The sequence below is a fragment of the Streptomyces sp. A5-4 genome (assembly GCF_051131715.1).
Lineage (GTDB): Bacteria > Actinomycetota > Actinomycetes > Streptomycetales > Streptomycetaceae > Streptomyces.
In genome coordinates this window covers 6,217,707-6,233,911 of the sequence record NZ_CP178591.1, presented here as the reverse complement: position 1 = coordinate 6,233,911, position 16,205 = coordinate 6,217,707, and the positions used below count along the sequence as shown (strand labels likewise).

Annotated in this window: 15 protein-coding genes; 8 read left to right on the top strand and 7 right to left on the bottom strand. The window is 69.9% G+C overall.

Annotated features, from left to right (window positions below):
- The first annotated feature begins 37 nt into the window (after positions 1 to 37).
- The 6 genes from gcvH (at position 38) to ACLLJJ_RS29280 (ending at position 5,865) form a co-directional block, all read left to right on the top strand.
- Entirely contained in the window at positions 38 to 415 is a 378-nt protein-coding gene (gene gcvH, locus ACLLJJ_RS29305; protein ID WP_434596884.1) for a glycine cleavage system protein GcvH, read from the top strand.
- A 40-nt stretch (positions 416 to 455) separates the two neighbouring features.
- On the top strand, positions 456 to 1,718 hold the full coding sequence (glyA, locus tag ACLLJJ_RS29300; protein WP_434596882.1) for a serine hydroxymethyltransferase: 1,263 nt from the start codon (positions 456 to 458) through the stop codon (positions 1,716 to 1,718).
- Positions 1,719 to 1,863: 145 nt separating this feature from the next.
- Positions 1,864 to 3,246, top strand: a complete 1,383-nt coding sequence (locus ACLLJJ_RS29295; protein WP_434596879.1) for an L-serine ammonia-lyase — start codon at positions 1,864 to 1,866, stop codon at positions 3,244 to 3,246.
- On the top strand, positions 3,240 to 3,803 hold the full coding sequence (locus ACLLJJ_RS29290) for a GNAT family N-acetyltransferase (RefSeq protein ID WP_434596876.1): 564 nt from the start codon (positions 3,240 to 3,242) through the stop codon (positions 3,801 to 3,803). The genes ACLLJJ_RS29295 and ACLLJJ_RS29290 overlap by 7 nt, the downstream gene beginning before the upstream one ends.
- Before the next feature lie 124 nt (positions 3,804 to 3,927).
- Positions 3,928 to 4,503, top strand: a complete 576-nt coding sequence (locus ACLLJJ_RS29285) for a TerD family protein (protein ID WP_434596874.1) — start codon at positions 3,928 to 3,930, stop codon at positions 4,501 to 4,503.
- Positions 4,504 to 4,698: 195 nt separating this feature from the next.
- Positions 4,699 to 5,865: a serine hydrolase domain-containing protein gene (locus ACLLJJ_RS29280; RefSeq protein WP_434596872.1), complete on the top strand. Its 1,167-nt coding sequence runs from the start codon at positions 4,699 to 4,701 to the stop codon at positions 5,863 to 5,865.
- Between the two features lie 69 nt (positions 5,866 to 5,934).
- Here the strand turns inward: ACLLJJ_RS29280 and ACLLJJ_RS29275 are convergent, their stop codons facing one another.
- Entirely contained in the window at positions 5,935 to 7,407 is a 1,473-nt protein-coding gene (locus tag ACLLJJ_RS29275) for a SulP family inorganic anion transporter (RefSeq protein WP_434596870.1), read from the bottom strand.
- A 373-nt stretch (positions 7,408 to 7,780) separates the two neighbouring features.
- Between ACLLJJ_RS29275 and ACLLJJ_RS29270 the strand changes: the two genes are divergently transcribed.
- Both ACLLJJ_RS29270 and ACLLJJ_RS29265 read left to right on the top strand, forming a co-directional pair.
- A complete protein-coding gene (locus ACLLJJ_RS29270) occupies positions 7,781 to 9,823 on the top strand; it encodes an FAD-dependent oxidoreductase (RefSeq protein ID WP_434596868.1) in 2,043 nt (680 codons plus the stop codon).
- 62 nt (positions 9,824 to 9,885) lie between these two features.
- The gene (locus ACLLJJ_RS29265; RefSeq protein ID WP_434596866.1) at positions 9,886 to 10,458 is read left to right on the top strand and encodes a PadR family transcriptional regulator; all 573 of its coding nucleotides are present in this window, start codon (positions 9,886 to 9,888) and stop codon (positions 10,456 to 10,458) included.
- 39 nt (positions 10,459 to 10,497) lie between these two features.
- Here the strand turns inward: ACLLJJ_RS29265 and ACLLJJ_RS29260 are convergent, their stop codons facing one another.
- From ACLLJJ_RS29260 to ACLLJJ_RS29235, 6 genes are all read right to left on the bottom strand, one after another.
- The gene (locus ACLLJJ_RS29260; RefSeq protein ID WP_434600555.1) at positions 10,498 to 10,713 is read right to left on the bottom strand and encodes an EF-hand domain-containing protein; all 216 of its coding nucleotides are present in this window, start codon (positions 10,711 to 10,713) and stop codon (positions 10,498 to 10,500) included.
- A gap of 158 nt (positions 10,714 to 10,871) precedes the next feature.
- Entirely contained in the window at positions 10,872 to 12,080 is a 1,209-nt protein-coding gene (locus ACLLJJ_RS29255) for a YncE family protein (RefSeq protein WP_434600554.1), read from the bottom strand.
- A 2-nt stretch (positions 12,081 to 12,082) separates the two neighbouring features.
- On the bottom strand, positions 12,083 to 12,886 hold the full coding sequence (locus tag ACLLJJ_RS29250) for a polysaccharide deacetylase family protein (protein WP_434596864.1): 804 nt from the start codon (positions 12,884 to 12,886) through the stop codon (positions 12,083 to 12,085).
- A gap of 401 nt (positions 12,887 to 13,287) precedes the next feature.
- On the bottom strand, positions 13,288 to 13,803 hold the full coding sequence (locus ACLLJJ_RS29245) for an ATP-binding protein (protein WP_434596862.1): 516 nt from the start codon (positions 13,801 to 13,803) through the stop codon (positions 13,288 to 13,290).
- A 250-nt stretch (positions 13,804 to 14,053) separates the two neighbouring features.
- Complete coding sequence (locus ACLLJJ_RS29240; protein ID WP_434596859.1) at positions 14,054 to 14,821, bottom strand: enoyl-CoA hydratase/isomerase family protein; 768 nt, start codon at positions 14,819 to 14,821, stop codon at positions 14,054 to 14,056.
- A 90-nt stretch (positions 14,822 to 14,911) separates the two neighbouring features.
- Positions 14,912 to 16,162: a L,D-transpeptidase gene (locus tag ACLLJJ_RS29235; protein WP_434596857.1), complete on the bottom strand. Its 1,251-nt coding sequence runs from the start codon at positions 16,160 to 16,162 to the stop codon at positions 14,912 to 14,914.
- Positions 16,163 to 16,205: the final 43 nt, after the last annotated feature.

Below are 16,205 nucleotides of genomic sequence, written 5' to 3'. Positions count from 1 at the left end.
TCCTCAGCACTCCCCCGCGTACAGGAGAATTCAGGTCATGAGCAACCCCCAGCAGCTGCGGTACAGCAAGGAGCACGAGTGGCTCGCGACCGCCGAGGACGGCGTCGCGACGATCGGCATCACCGAGTTCGCGGCCAACGCGCTCGGTGACGTCGTCTATGCCCAGCTCCCCGAGGTCGGCGACGCGGTGACCGCGGGGGAGACCTGCGGTGAGCTGGAGTCGACCAAGTCGGTCAGCGACCTGTACGCGCCGGTGACCGGTGAGGTCACCGAGTTCAACCAGGATGTCGTCGACGACCCGTCGCTGGTGAACTCCGCCCCGTTCGAGGGCGGCTGGCTGTTCAAGGTGCGCGTCACGCAGGAGCCGGACGACCTGCTCACCGCCGACGAGTACACCGCCCTCTCCGGCAACTAAGACCGAAGCCCGAAGCCCCGACGACTCGAACGGGACCGTGATGACTGTTCTCGACACTCCCCTGCATGAGCTCGACCCGGACGTCGCCGCCGCCGTCGACGCCGAGCTGCTCCGCCAGCAGTCCACCCTCGAAATGATCGCCTCGGAGAACTTCGCTCCGGTGGCCGTCATGGAGGCCCAGGGCTCCGTCCTCACCAACAAGTACGCCGAGGGCTACCCCGGCCGCCGCTACTACGGCGGCTGCGAGCACGTCGATGTGATCGAGCAGATCGCGATCGACCGCGTCAAGGCGCTCTTCGGCGCCGAGCACGCGAACGTGCAGCCGCACTCGGGCGCCCAGGCCAACGCCGCCGCGATGTTCGCGCTGCTCAAGCCGGGCGACACGATCATGGGCCTGAACCTCGCCCATGGCGGGCACCTGACCCACGGCATGAAGATCAATTTCTCCGGCAAGCTCTACAACGTGGTCGCGTACCACGTCGACGACGCCACCGGCGAGGTCGACATGGACGAGGTCCAGCGCCTCGCCAAGGAGTCCCAGCCCAAGCTCATCGTGGCCGGCTGGTCGGCGTACCCGCGTCAGCTGGACTTCGCCGCCTTCCGCCGCATCGCGGACGAGGTCGGCGCGTACCTGATGGTCGACATGGCGCACTTCGCCGGGCTGGTCGCCGCAGGGCTGCACCCCAACCCGGTGCCGCACGCCCACGTCACCACCACCACCACGCACAAGACCCTCGGCGGTCCGCGCGGTGGTGTGATCCTGTCCACACAGGAGCTCGCCAAGAAGATCAACTCGGCGGTCTTCCCGGGACAGCAGGGTGGCCCCCTGGAGCACGTCATCGCGGCCAAGGCCGTCTCCTTCAAGATCGCGGCAACCGAGGACTTCAAGGAGCGCCAGCAGCGCACCCTGGACGGCGCCCGCATCCTGGCCGAGCGCCTGGTGCAGTCCGACGTCACCGAGCACGGCGTCTCCGTGCTGTCCGGTGGCACGGACGTCCACCTGGTCCTCGTCGACCTGCGCAACTCCGAGCTGAACGGCCAGGAGGCCGAGGACCGCCTCCACGAGGTCGGCATCACGGTCAACCGCAACGCCGTCCCGAACGACCCGCGGCCCCCGATGGTCACCTCGGGTCTGCGGATCGGCACCCCGGCGCTGGCCACCCGCGGCTTCACCACCGAGGACTTCACCGAGGTGGCGGACATCATCGCCGCCGCGCTGAAGCCGACCTACGACCGCGACGGGCTGGCGGCCCGGGTCACCGCGCTGGCGGACAAGCACCCGCTCTACCCTGGTCTGAAGTAGTTACGTACCGAACAGCCCAGTAGCACCACAACTGAACATCGGGGCACCGCGCACACTGGACAGTGGGAGCGGTGCCCCGTCTCGTGCCCCCCACCCGCACCACCCGGCAGACAACGGCGTCTACCAATCAGCTAGGAGTTCTCCCGTGGCCCTCTCGGTCTTCGACCTGTTCTCGATCGGCATAGGCCCGTCCAGCTCCCACACCGTGGGCCCCATGCGCGCCGCCCGGATGTTCGTGGGCCGGCTGAAGAAGGACGGCATCCTCGCCCAGACCGCGTCCGTACGGTGCGAGCTCTTCGGCTCGCTCGGCGCGACCGGCCACGGGCACGGCACGCCCAAGGCCGTGCTGCTCGGTCTTGAGGGCCACTCGCCCAAGTCCGTCGATGTGGAGGCCGCCGACGCGGATGTCGAGCGGATCAGGAAGAGCGGCCGGCTGCGGCTGCTGTTCACCGAGATCGGCACGGACCACGAGATCGACTTCAACGAGTCGACCCAGCTGATCCTGCACCGGCGGCGTTCCCTGCCCTACCACGCCAACGGCATGACCCTCTTCGCATACGACGCCGCGGGCAGCCCCCTCCTGGAGAAGACCTACTACTCGGTGGGCGGCGGCTTCGTCGTCGACGAGGACGCGGTGGGCGAGGACCGCATCATCCCTGACGACACAGTGCTCAAGTACCCCTTCCGAACGGGCGACGAGCTGCTGCGCCTCTCCCGCGAGACGGGACTCTCCATCTCCGCGCTGATGCTGGAGAACGAACTGTCCTGGCGCACCGAGACCGAGATCCGCGAGGGGCTCCTGGAGATCTGGGGCGTCATGCAGGCCTGCGTCTCACGCGGCATGTCGCGCGAGGGCATCCTCCCCGGCGGCCTCAAGGTCCGCCGCCGCGCCGCGAACTCGGCCCGCCAGCTGCGCGCCGAGGGTGACCCGCTGGCCCACGCCATGGAGTGGATCACCCTCTACGCGATGGCGGTCAACGAGGAGAACGCGGCGGGCGGCCGGGTCGTCACCGCCCCCACCAACGGCGCCGCCGGCATCATCCCCGCCGTCCTGCATTACTACATGAACTTCGTGCCCGGCGCCGACGAGGAGGGCATCGTCCGCTTCATGCTCTCCGCCGGCGCGATCGGCATGCTCTTCAAGGAGAACGCCTCCATCTCCGGCGCCGAGGTCGGCTGCCAGGGCGAGGTCGGCTCCGCCTGCTCAATGGCCGCGGGCGCCCTGGCCGAGGTGCTCGGCGGCACCCCCGAACAGGTCGAGAACGCGGCCGAGATCGGCATGGAGCACAACCTCGGCCTGACCTGCGACCCGGTCGGCGGCCTCGTGCAGATCCCGTGCATCGAACGCAACGGCATGGCCGCGGTCAAGGCCGTCACGGCGGCGAAGATGGCAATGCGCGGCGACGGCCAGCACAAGGTGTCCCTGGACAAGGTCATCAAGACCATGAAGGAGACCGGCGCCGACATGAAGGTCAAGTACAAGGAGACGGCGCGCGGCGGTCTCGCGGTCAACGTCATCGAGTGCTGAGCCGGAGCCCCGGGACCGGCCCCGGGGCCGTACGGATCCGGCGGGCCGTCGCGCGGGACGCGAAGCGGCTCACCCGGATCGTGCGGGCCTCCCGCGCCTACGAGGGCCCGTACGCCCCGATGATCGCCGGATACCGGGTGGGGCCCGACTACATCGAGGCCCATCGGGTCTTCGTGGCGGTCGCGGGCGGCTTTGCCCCGGACGCCGGTTCGCCGCCGGATTCCGGCGGGTGCGGGGCGGCCGGTGGGCCGGACGGTTCCGTCGAGCGGGTGCTCGGGTTCTACGCCCTCGTCCTCGACCCGATCGATCCGCCCGAGCTCGACCTGATGTTCGTCTCCGACGCCGCCCAGGGCCGCGGCATCGGCCGGCGGCTGGTCGCGCATCTGCGTGGCGAGGCGCGGGCCGCCGGGGTCGACGAGGTGCGTGTCGTCGCGCATCCGCCCGCCGAGGGGTTCTACCTCGGAGTGGGCGCCGAGCGGACCGGAACCGTGCTCGCACGGCCGCCCGCGGTGATGTGGGACCGGCCGGAGATGGCCCTCACCATCGCCCCGGAATGACTTCGCGGCCATTCGGAGGACTACGAGGAACTTTCGGGAACTGACCGGGCTCCGCATCCGTTGGCGGGTTGGGCAAAGAGATCGTCAAGGGGCGTGGCCCGCGCCGGATTGAGCAGGGATCTTCATGGGTGTCAGTCTCTCCAAGGGCGGCAACGTCTCGCTCTCGAAGGAGGCCCCCGGCCTGACCGCCGTCACGGTAGGCCTGGGCTGGGACGTACGCAGCACGACCGGGACCGACTTCGACCTCGATGCCAGCGCCCTGCTGGTGGACGCCAGCGGCAAGGTCGTCTCGGACCAGCACTTCGTCTTCTTCAACAACCTCAAGAGCCCCGACGGCTCCGTGGAGCACACCGGTGACAACACCACCGGTGAGGGCGAGGGCGACGACGAGCAGATCAAGGTGGGCCTCTCGACGGTTCCCGCCGAGGTCGACAAGATCGTCTTCCCCGTCTCCATCCACGAGGGTGAGAGCCGCGGTCAGAGCTTCGGCCAGGTTCGCAACGCGTTCATTCGCGTGATCAACCAGGCGGACAGCAAGGAGCTCGCCCGCTACGACCTCTCCGAGGACGCGTCGACGGAGACCGCCATGGTCTTCGGCGAGCTCTACCGCAACGGCGCGGAGTGGAAGTTCCGCGCCGTCGGCCAGGGCTACGCCTCGGGCCTGCGCGGCATCGCGACGGACTTCGGCGTCAACATCTGACCTGAATCAGCATGAGGTGGAGCCGTCAGTCGTACGGCTTCGAGTGAATGCCCGCGCCGATTTCCTCGGTGCGGGCATTCTCCGTTCCCTGGCTCTCCCCCACTCGCTCCCGCCACCGTCTTCCCGCCGCCCTCTTCCCGCCAGTCCGACCAGTCGGTACGGTCCTGGCCATCGAGTGCCGTCCGGAGGGGACCCATGACTCAGCCCGTGCCAACCGTCCATGGCCAGTGCGACGACCGCTTCGCCGGCGTGCGTGCCGCCTTCGAGGAGAACTTCCGGGAGCGCGGCGAGCTGGGCGCCGCCGTCACCGTGCTGGTCGGCGGAGAGACCGTGGTCGACCTGTGGGGCGGCTGGGCCGACGCGGCGCGCAGCCGCCCCTGGGAGCAGGACACCCTGGTGAACGTGTGGTCGACGACCAAGGGCGTCACCGCGCTGTGCGCGCATCTGCTGGCCGACCGGGGGCTGCTCGACCTGGACGCGCCGGTCGCCGCGTACTGGCCGGATTTCGCGGCGGCGGGCAAGGAGGCCGTTCTCGTACGGCAGCTGCTGTCGCACCGGGCGGGGCTGGCCGGTCTGCGGGAGCCGCACACCGTCGCCGAGCTGTACGACTGGGACCTGACCTGCGCGCGGCTGGCGGCGACCGAGCCGTGGTGGGAGCCCGGCACCCGGTCCGGGTATCACGCGCTCACCTTCGGCTTCCTGGTCGGCGAGGTGGTCCGCCGGATCACCGGGCAACTGCCCAGGGACTTCCTCCACCAGGAGATCACCGGGCCGCTCGGCATCGACTTCGCGATCGGGCTGCCCGAGAAGGAGGCCGGGCGGGCCGCCGAGCTGGTGCATGCGCGGGCCGCACGCGGCAGCGAGCAGGCCGCGGCCTTCGACCAGCTGCCCCCGGTCGCGCTCGCGGCCCTGCTCAACCCCGTCGCCGGGGCCGCCGAGGCCAATACCCCCGAGTGGCGGGCCGCACAGATCCCGGCCGCCAACGGCCACGGCACGGCCCGTGCGGTCGCCGCGCTGTACGGGATCTTCGCGCGGCAGGGCCGGGCGGGCACCCACCGGGTGCTGTCCCCGCAGGCCGCCGAGCGGGTCCGCGAGGGCCAGGGCCGCTGCCGGGACCTGGTGCTCGGCGCGGGCTTCCAGCACGACACGGAGACGGCGCTCGGCGTGTGGCTGAGCGGGACGAACGGCTCGTACGGCCCCAACCCCCGGGCCGTCGGCCACGACGGGTTCGGCGGCTCCTGCGGCCTGGCCGACCCCGAGGCGGACCTCAGCCTGGGGTACGTCATGAATCGGATGGGTCCGCACATCGCCGACGACCCGCGCAAGATGGCGCTGGTCGACGCGGTCTACTCCGCCGTGTAGCGGCGCCCAAGGGCTGTTCCGTCGTCCTTGGTGGATCGGCGTGCCGGCTCCCGACGCCCTGCGGGGTCGTTACGGCGTGAGCTCGCCGCTGAGCTTGTCGTGCATCTGCGCGCTGCGTCCGTTCAGGCCGACGATCCCGACGGTCTTCCCCCGTCGCTCGTACTTCGTCGAAATGGCGTCCAGGGCCGCCACCGAGGACGCGTCCCAGATGTGGGCCGCGGTCAGGTCGATGACGATCAGCTCCGGACTCTCCTGGTAGTCGAACTGCTCGACCAGGTCGTTGGACGAGGCGAAGAACAGCTCACCGGTGACGGTGTAGACGGTTCGGCCGCCGTCGGCGTCGGTGGCCGCGGTGACATTGACCAGGTGGGCGACGCGCCTGGCGAAGATGACCATGGCGGTGATGGAGCCGACGACGACCCCGACGGCGAGGTTGTGGGTCACCACCACGCAGGCGACGGTGACGACCATGACCGTCGTCTCCCCCACCGGCATCCGCCGCAGGGTCGCGGGCGCGATGGAGTGCCAGTCGAAGGCGGCGGCGGAGACCACGATCATCACCGCGACCAGGGCGGCCATCGGGATGTCGGAGACGACCGGGCCGAAGACTATGCACAGGACCATCAGGAAGACGCCCGCGAGAAACGTCGACAGGCGGGTGCGGGCGCCCGACGTCTTGACGTTGATCATCGTCTGGCCGATCACCGCGCAGCCGCCCATCCCGCCGAGGAAGCCCGTGACGATATTGGCGATGCCCTGGCCGATGGATTCGCGGGTCTTGCTGGAGTGGGTTTCGGTGATGTCGTCGACCAGCTTCGCCGTCAGCAGCGACTCCATCAGGCCCACCAGCGCCATCGCCAGCGCGTACGGAGCGATGATCTGCAGGGTCGCCCAGGTGAACGGCACATCGGGCAGGCCCGGGAGCGGCAGCGCCGTCGGCAGCGCCCCGCGGTCGCCCACCGTCGGTACGGCGATGCCCGCGGCCACCGTGATCACGGTGAGGATGACGATGGAGACCAGCGGCGCCGGCACCGCGCGGGTGATCCTCGGGAAGAGCACCATGAGCGCGAGACCCGACACGACAAGCGGATAGACCGGCCACGGCACGTCGGTGAGCTCGGGCACCTGCGCCATGAAGACCAGGATGGCGAGCGCGTTGACGAAGCCGACCATCACCGAGCGCGGCACGAACCGCATCAGCTTGGCGACCCCCAGCGCGCCGAGGGCGATCTGGAAGACGCCCGCGAGGATCACGCAGGCGATCAGATACCCCAGGCCGTACTCGCGGTTGAGGGGGCCGATGACCAGGGCGACGGCGCCCGTCGCGGCGGAGACCATCGCGGGCCGCCCGCCGACGAAGGCGATGGTGACGGCCATGGTGAACGAGGCGAACAGGCCGATCCTCGGATCGACACCGGCGATCACCGAGAACGCGATGGCCTCGGGGATGAGCGCGAGCGCGACGACCAGACCGGCCAGCACCTCGGTGCGGAAGACCTTGGGCGAGAGCCAGGCCGGACGAGGCAGTGCGAAGGAGGACAAGGGGAGCGACCTGTCGTGCGCGGGGGAAGCCGGTACGTACCGGCACGGGCAAAGCCTACGAGGCCGCCAGTGCGCCGATGGCCGATGTATACGGGCCGGGGGCGCCGGGGCCGGGCCTAGACCCCCAACGAGCCGGGGGCCGCCGGGGCCGGGCCTCGGGCATAGACGCGACGGCCCGGCCCTCGGACCCGGACGCGACGGGCCTGGACCCGGGCATAGACGCGACGGCCCGGCCCTCGGGCCTGGACGCGACGGCCCGGCCCTCGGGCCGGGCCCCGGGCCCGGACGCGCGGGGCGGGTGTCGCCCAACTAACACCGATCTCCTTATGCAACTTGTTGCACAAGACGCGCCGGGTGGACTACACATGGCCTCATGAGTCCGACGACTGAATACCCGAACTTGCTGAGCCCCCTCGACCTCGGCTTCACCACGCTGCCCAACCGCGTGCTGATGGGCTCGATGCACGTCGGGCTCGAAGAGGCGGAGCGCGGCTTCGAGCGGATGGCCGAGTTCTACGCGGCCCGCGCCCGCGGCGGCGTGGGCCTCATGGTCACCGGCGGCATCGCGCCCAACGACCGCGGCCGCCCCTACCCGGGCGGCGCCAAGCTGACCACCGAGGCGGAGGCGGCGCAGCACCGGCAGGTGACCGACGCCGTACACCGCGAGGGCAGCCGGATAGCGATGCAGATCCTGCACTTCGGCCGGTACGCGCACCACCCCGAACTGGTCGCCCCGAGCGCGCTCCAGGCTCCGATCAGCCCCTTCGTACCGCATGCCCTGACCGATGCCGAGATCGAGGAGACGATCGAGGACTTCGTACGGACGGCGGCGCTCGCCAAGTCGGCCGGCTACGACGGCGTCGAGATCATGGGCTCCGAGGGCTACCTGATCAACGAGTTCATCGCCGCCCACACCAACCACCGCGACGACCGGTGGGGCGGCTCGTACGAGAACCGCATCCGCTTCCCCCTCGAAATCGTTCGCCGGGTGCGCGAGCAGGTGGGCCGGGACTTCATCCTGATCTACCGACTCTCCATGCTCGACCTGGTCCCCGGCGGCTCGTCGCTGGCGGAGGTGATCACGCTCGCCCAGCAGATGGAGGCGGCCGGCGCGACCATCATCAACACGGGCATCGGCTGGCACGAGGCCCGCATCCCCACCATCGCGACCTCCGTGCCGCGCGGCGCCTACGCCTGGGTGACCAAGCGGGTGATGGGCTCGGTGGGCATTCCGCTGGTGACGACCAACCGGATCAACACCCCTGAGAAGGCTGAGCAGTTGCTCGCCGAGGGCCATGCCGATCTGGTCTCGCTCGCCCGGCCCTTCCTCGCCGACCCCGACTTCGTGGCCAAGGCGAGCGCGGGGCGCGCCGACGCCATCAACACCTGCATCGGCTGCAACCAGGCCTGCCTGGACCACACCTTCAGCGGGAAGATCACATCCTGCCTGGTCAACCCGCGCGCCTGCCACGAGACCGAGTTGGTCCTCTCCCCCACCCGCCGCGCCAAGCGCGTCGGCATCGTCGGGGCCGGGCCCGCGGGCCTCGCCTGCGCCGTCGCGGCGGCCGAGCGCGGGCACGAGGTGACGCTCTTCGACGCGGCGGACGTGATCGGCGGCCAGCTCAACGTGGCACGCAAGGTCCCCGGCAAGGAGGAGTTCAACGAGACGCTCCGCTACTTCCGCCACCAGCTCGGCGCGCACGGCGTCGAGCTGCGGCTGGGCACCCGCGCCACCGCCGAGTCGATCACCGCGGCCGGCTTCGACGAGATCGTCCTCGCCACCGGCGTCACTCCCAGGACCCCGGCCATCCCCGGTATCGACCACCCCAGCGTGGTCAGCTACCTCGACCTGCTGCGCGAGGACGCGAAGGCCGGGGAGCGCGTCGCGGTCATCGGGGCGGGCGGCATCGGCTTCGACGTCGCGGAGTTCCTCACCGACACCAGTACGGACGCCGACGCCGCCCCGAGCCTGAGCCCGGAGGAATTCTTCCGTCAGTGGGGCGTCGACACCGACTACCGCTCCCGCGGCGGCCTCCAGGCTCCCGCCCGCCCGGCGCAGACCCGCACCGTGCACCTGCTGCAGCGCAAGGCCACCAAGGTGGGTGCGGGCCTCGGCAAGACCACGGGCTGGATCCACCGCACCGAGCTCAAGCACCGCGGCGTCACGATGGTCGCGGGCGCGACGTACGACCGCATCGACGACGCCGGCCTGCATGTCACGGTCGACGGCGAGCAGCGGCTGATCCCGGTCGACACGGTCGTGCTGTGCACCGGCCAGGAGCCGCGCCGTGAGCTGTACGACGCGCTGCTGGCGGCGGGGCACCCGGTGCATCTCATCGGGGGCGCCGACGTCGCCGCCGAGCTGGACGCCAAGCGCGCCATCCGGCAGGGGACGGAACTCGCGGCCACCCTGTGACCCGTGCCCGCTCCCACACCTGCGCGTCCCCGGCCGCGCCCGGCCGTACCTAGGATGCGGGCATGTCCCTCCCGCACGCGATCCTCACGGCCCTGCTCGAGAAGCCGTCATCGGGGATCGAGCTGACCCGCAGGTTCGACAGGTCCATCGGCTATTTCTGGTCCGCGACGCATCAGCAGATCTACCGCGAGCTGGGCAAGCTGGAGCAGTCCGGCGCGATCAGGGAACTGCGCCGGCAGCAGCCGTCACAAGGCCAGAAGAAGGAGTACGAGGTCCTGCCCACCGGTCGCGCCGAACTGGCCGCCTGGGTGGGCAGGATCGAGGACCCCAAGCCCATGCGGGACGCCCTCCTGCTGCGGCTGCGCGCGGCCGGGGTGGTGGGCACGCAGGGCCTCGATGCCGAGGTGGGGCGTCATCTCACCCTGCACCGGGCGCAGTTGGCGAAGTACCGAGCGATCGAGGCACGCGACTTCGGCCCGGAGCGGGCCCGTCCTGGCGACCGCGTCCGGCATCTGGTACTGCGCGGCGGCATCGACCTGGAGCGCTTCTGGGTGGGCTGGCTCGAAGACGCCCACCGGGAGCTGCGGGCCATCGCCGAGGAAACGGGTACGGGCCCGGAACCCACCGCGAAGTGAGATCCGGGCCCGTACGCACCAGGCAGCCGGGCGCGGGTGTCAGCCCTTGTTCCTGGAGGCCCAGAACTCGTCGAAGGTGAGCTTGCCGTCGCCGTTGCTGTCATGGGCGTTGATCACGGCCTGCGCGACGGTCTCGGTGACATAGGGGTCACCGAGCTGCGCCATCACGCTCTTGTACTCCACCGCCGAGATCAGCCCGTCCCCGTTGACGTCGTACCGCGCGAACGTCTTGCGCGCCAACTCGATGTCCACCACTGGATCCGCCCCTTCACATGCCGTCATTACGTACACAGATTATCGGGCCGGGTGGGGTGGGTGGTACCGGTGCGAAGGGCGGGTGCGGGTGCGGGTGCGGGTGCGGGTGCGGGTGCGGGTGCGGGTGCAGGTCGGTCAGCCCGTCCCGCGATCGCGCCTCACCGGAAGATGCCCGTGTGCCCCAGCGAGTAGCGGCCCGGCTGCGGGTAGACCGCCAGGCCGTGCGGGCCGCCGCCGACGGGGATGCGGGCGAGCTGGCGGCCCGTCGTGGTGTCGATCGCGTACACCTCCGAGTCGTACCGCCCGGAGAGCCAGAGGACCTTGCCGTCCGCCGACACCCCGCCCATGTCGGGACTGCCCCCGTCCGGCAGATGCCACTTCTTCGTCAGCTTGTCCTTCGCGAAGTCGAAGACCGAGATGGAGCCCTCGCCACGGTTGGGGACGTACATCTCCTTCGAATCGCGGCTGATGTAGAGCCCGTGGGCGCCCTTGCCCGTGGGCATCAGTTTCGGCGTCGGGAACTTCTCGCCGTTGAGCACCCACATGCCGTGCGCCATCATGTCCGCGACATAGAAGGTCTTGCCGTCGGGCGAGATCTTGACGTCCTGCGGCATGGCCCCCTGGAAGGGCAGCTTCTGCTGGCCGATGACCTTCATCTTCTCGGTGTCGACCTTGAGGAGCTCCCCGGAGAACTCGCAGGAGACGATGAAGTACCGGCCGTCCGCGGAGAAGTCGGCGTGGTTGACGCCCGCGCAGGAGACCGGGACGGTCTTGACCCGGTTCATGGTGTGCGGGTCGCGGAAGACCAGTTCGCGGTCCATCGACGCCATGACGATCGCGTGCTTGCCGTTGGGCGTGAAGTAGAGGTTGTACGGGTCGTGCACCTCGACGGGCTTGCCCGCGACGCCGGTGGCCGGGTCGATGGGGGTGAGCGTGTGACCGCGGTTGTTGTTGACCCACAGCGTCTTGAGGTCCCAGGACGGCACGACGTGCTGCGGCTGGATGCCGACCGGGATGGTCTCGGTGACCTTGTACGTCTTGGGGTCGATCACCGACACCGTGTTGGACTTGGTGTTGGGGACGTACACCCGGGACGGGAAGCCCTTGACGACGGGGGACAGCTGGTTGGGGCGGTCCGCCGCGTACACATCCTTCGGGTCGAGCACCGGCGGCATGCCGGGCAGCCCGGCCGGGACGGCGGGCGCGGCCTTCTTCAGCTTGGCCGGCGGCGGTGCGATGCCCTTGGTGCCGAGCGCTTCGGTCGGCTTCTTCGCATCGGTGTCGGCGCAGCCCGCGAGGGCCGCGATGAGGACGCAGGCGAGCAGCGCGGGTGTGTGTCGGGTGCGGCGGGTGCGTGGGGTGATCATCTTCATCGGGTCAGCAGCTCCGTGGTGGTCACCGCGCGCAGTCCGCGGCGGTCGAGTTCGTCGAGGAGGGCGGGCAGCGCGGCGACCGTATCCGCATAGCCGAAGTGCAGGCTCACCACGGATCCGTTGCGGATCTCGCCGGCGACCTTGCGGGTGACGGCCGGGGCGCCGGGCGAGGTGAAGTCGAGGGAGTCGACGTCGTAGGACAGAACGTGCGGATATCCGGCCCGGCCCGCCAGTTTCTGGACGAGGGGGGTGGCGAACTGGGTGCGGGAGGGCCGGAACCAGGTGCCGATGGACCCGGTGAGCCGGCGCAGCCGGTCCGCGCAGCCGGTGATCTCGGCGTACGCCTCCCGCTCTCCCATGCCGGAGATGGTGAGGTGGCGTTGCGTGTGGTTGCCGAGGTCGTGGCCGCCGTCGAGGATCCGGCGGGCCAGGGCGGGGTGCTCGTCGAGCCAGCCGCCGACCGCCAGGACGGTCACCCGGGCACCGGCCCGCTCCGCCTCGGCGAGGACGGACTTCGCGATGGCGGGGTCGCCCTGGCCGTGGAAGGTGAGGGCGACCCGGGGGCGGTCGCGCGGGCCGTGGGTGATCTGGACGGGCAGGCCGGGGAAGCGGCGGGGGGCCGGGGCGGGGCGCGGGGCGGCTGGCTGTTTCGCCGGGGCGGCGGCGGGGGTGTCGGCGGACGGTGCGGGCCCGGACGCGGCGTCCTGCGTACCGCAGCCCGCGGCGAGTGTCCCGGCGAAGGCCGCCCCCAGTGCGCCCGCTCCCACACGCAGTGCGTCGCGTCGGCAGATCAATGTCACGCGCCCATTTAAAGGGTTATGGGGGGAGAAGGTAATGATTGACCAAATTCATGGGCTTCGCGGGTCGTGGACGTCAGCTCCCACCCGCCTCGCGCGATCGATGAATCAGCCCTCAAGCCCCACACTTGCACGCTCTTTAGTAGGCAAGTGGCTCAACTCACCTACGATTCACAAACGGAACATCACTCTATGCGGGCATTTGTCCGAGTAAATACTTTTGGCGCTCCGTACGCCGTCTGCCATAGTCGGAGCCACGACCCCCATTGACCCGGGCCAGGTCGTCGTAAGCGCCGTGGATCACACCCCCCAGCTCCACGGCCGCTCCACAGAAGCCCCCGAAGCGCCGCACGTCGGCCGCAGGGGGCTTCTGTGTTTCCGCGCCCGCACGCCCGGCGCCCGCCTCACCTGTCGGCGGCGCGCTCCGTGACCCGCATCTCGAACCAGGTGTTCTTGCCGCGCGGCAGCAGGTCCACACCCCACCGGTCGGACAGCTTGTCGACGAGAAACAGACCCCGCCCGCTGGTGTCGAGCTCATGCACCGGCATCAGACAGGGCAGGCCGCGCGACGGGTCGCGCACCTCGATCCTTATCCAGCCCCTGCGGCGCAGCATCCGCAATCCGAAGACGCGGGCGCCGGTATGCCGCACGGCGTTGCCGACGAGCTCCGAGACGAGCAGCACCGCGTATTCGGCGGTCTGCGGGGAGAGCGCCCACTGGCGCAGCACCACACACTGTGTCAGCCGCCGGGCCGTGGCGGCGGATTCGGGACGCGAGGGCAGCCGAACCTCGCCGTCCGTCGGATTCCCGAACAACTCCAGTGCTTTCAGACCCTGTTCATCCTCTACCGCAGGCATCCACCGCGCGGCGGTCGCGCTGCCGCGCGGCCGCGGCTGCTCCATACCCTCCAGCCCCGCCATGGCACCATCATGGCCGCACAGCGGACCTTCCGGGGCCGTTCCGGGGGATTCGACCCCCCGGAACACCCCTGTCCGGGGGTGTCGCTCGGCATATGCCATGGGCAGCACGCCCCCCTCCGCAACCCCTCTGACCTGCGATGACCTCCCGCTTATAAGTGATCACCGAGGGTTCCGTACAAGGCCGTCTTGAGGTTGCTTTAAGACCGACTTAATCCGCCCAAGAGGAGTACACCCCCCAACTGACTTCTGGTCAGAGGAACTTCGCCTTGCCCGGCCCCTCGTCGACAAAACTACGCATTCCACGCTCCCGGTCCTCGGTCGCGAACAGCCCGGCGAACCAGTTCCGTTCGATGGTGAGCCCCGTGTCCAGGTCCGTCTCCAGGCCCGCGTCGATGGACTCCTTCGCGGCGCGCAGCGCCGTCGCGGGGCCCCGTGCGAGCTTCGCGGCCCAGGCGTGCGCCTGCTCGTACACCTCGGCGGCGGGCACCACCCGGTCGACCAGACCGATCGACAGCGCCTCCTCCGCCCGCACATGGCGCCCGGTGAAGATCATGTCCTTGGCCCTGGACGGGCCGACCAGGCGCGCGAGGCGCTGGGTGCCGCCCGCGCCGGGGATCAGGCCCAGCAGGATCTCGGGCTGGCCGAGCTTGGCGTTGTCGCCGGCGATACGGAAGTCGGCGCACAGCGCCAGCTCGCAGCCGCCACCCAGCGCGTACCCGGTGACCGCGGCGACAACGGGCTTGGGGATACGGGCCACGGCGGTGAACGAGTCCTGCAGGGCCCTGGACCGTACGACCATCGCCGCGTGGTCCATCGCCTGCATCTCCTTGATGTCCGCGCCGGCCGCGAACACCTTCTCGCCGCCGTAGAGCACGACGGCCCGCACGTCGTCGCGCCGGGTCGCCTCCTCGGCAAGCTCGCGCAGCCGGTCCTGCGTGGCGACGTCCAGCGCGTTCATCGGGGGGCGGTCCAGGCGAATGGTGCCGACGCCCTCGGAGACTTCGAGATTCACAGTCATGCCAACGAGGTTAGCGCCCGTTAACGACATGGCAACGGGCCCGTCGCACCTGGTCGAGGTGCGGCGGGCCCGTCCGTACTGCGGGTACTGCTACTTCTTCCACTCCGACCAGGACAGGTTCCAGCCGTTGAGGCCGTTGTCCGGCTGGATCTGCTTGTCGTTGGAGTTCTTCACGATCACGACGTCACCGATGATCGACTCGTCGAAGAGCCAGGCGCCCGGCAGCTTCTTGTCGTAGCCGCCCCGCACGTCCTGGAGGCCGACGCAGCCGTGGCTCACGTTGGACGAGCCGAAGACTCCGGCGCCCGCCCAGTAGTTGCCGTGGATGAAGGTGCCCGAGGTGGACAGGCGCATCGCGTGCGGCACGTCCTTGATGTCGTACTCGCCGCCGAAGCCGACGGTGGCGCCGTTCATGCGCGTCACCTTGTACTTCTCGCTGATCACCATCTGGCCGTTGTACGTCGTCGTCGACGGCGCACCCGCGGTGATCGGGATGGTCTTGAGGACCTTGCCGTCACGCTTGATGGTCATCGTGCGGGCCTTGGCGTCCACCACGCTGATCTGGCTGCGGCCGACGGTGAACTTCACGGTCTTGGTCTGCTTGCCGTAGACCCCGGGCCGTCCCTCGACACCGTCGAGGCTCATCTTCAGCGTCACCTTGGTGCCCTTGGCCCAGTACTTCTCGGGGCGCAGGTCGAGGCGGTCGTTGCCGAACCAGTGGCCCTCGATCGGCACTGCGGGCTCGGACGTCACCTTGACCGCCTTGGCGACGGCCTTCGGGTCGGTGATGCCGCGGCTGAAGCGGACCGAGACGGGCATTCCGACGCCGACGGTCGAACCGTCCTCCGGCGTGAAGTACGCCACGAAGGTGTTCTTCGGGACGAGCGTGGTGAAGGAGATGTCCTTCGCCGACTCGCGACCCTCGGCGTCCTTGGCTATCGCGTGCACTTTGTACTTGGTCGCGGCGCCGAGGTGCTGCGCCGGCTCCCAGCCGGTGCCACCGCCGGTTATCCTGCCGTCGACCTCATTGCCCTTGGTGTCCTCGACCGAGACGGACGTCAGCTTGCCCTTGTCCGCACCGATCTTGAGGGCACCGCTGGTGGCGACGTCCTTCGCACCGTCCTTGGGTGCGACCGTCACCACCGCCTGGGAAGCCTTGTTGTCGGTCTTCCCCGCGCCGTCCTTGCCCTTGCTCTCGCCGTCGCCGGAGTCCGAACCCCCGCCGCACGCCGTGACCAGCAGCAGCATCGCCCCCAGCAACAGGGCGAGCAGACCCGGGCGTCCACGCCCACGTCCCCGCCGCGCCCCGGCCGATGCCCCCGATATCCGCTGCCTGTTCACTTTTCTGTTCTCCCCTCGCACGGCCTGGCCCCAGCCATGGCCC

Bases quoted from the DNA above. Each gene is read 5' to 3' on its own strand.
- ACLLJJ_RS29280 (WP_434596872.1), top strand. From the start codon at position 4,699: ATGACTCAGCCCGTGCCAACCGTCCATGGCCAGTGCGACGACCGCTTC.
- ACLLJJ_RS29245 (WP_434596862.1), bottom strand. From the start codon at position 13,803: ATGGCGGGGCTGGAGGGTATGGAGCAGCCGCGGCCGCGCGGCAGCGCG.
- ACLLJJ_RS29240 (WP_434596859.1), bottom strand. From the start codon at position 14,821: ATGACTGTGAATCTCGAAGTCTCCGAGGGCGTCGGCACCATTCGCCTG.
- ACLLJJ_RS29270 (WP_434596868.1), top strand. From the start codon at position 7,781: ATGAGTCCGACGACTGAATACCCGAACTTGCTGAGCCCCCTCGACCTC.
- glyA (WP_434596882.1), top strand. From the start codon at position 456: ATGACTGTTCTCGACACTCCCCTGCATGAGCTCGACCCGGACGTCGCC.
- ACLLJJ_RS29255 (WP_434600554.1), bottom strand. From the start codon at position 12,080: ATGATCACCCCACGCACCCGCCGCACCCGACACACACCCGCGCTGCTC.
- gcvH (WP_434596884.1), top strand. From the start codon at position 38: ATGAGCAACCCCCAGCAGCTGCGGTACAGCAAGGAGCACGAGTGGCTC.
- ACLLJJ_RS29265 (WP_434596866.1), top strand. From the start codon at position 9,886: ATGTCCCTCCCGCACGCGATCCTCACGGCCCTGCTCGAGAAGCCGTCA.
- ACLLJJ_RS29285 (WP_434596874.1), top strand. From the start codon at position 3,928: ATGGGTGTCAGTCTCTCCAAGGGCGGCAACGTCTCGCTCTCGAAGGAG.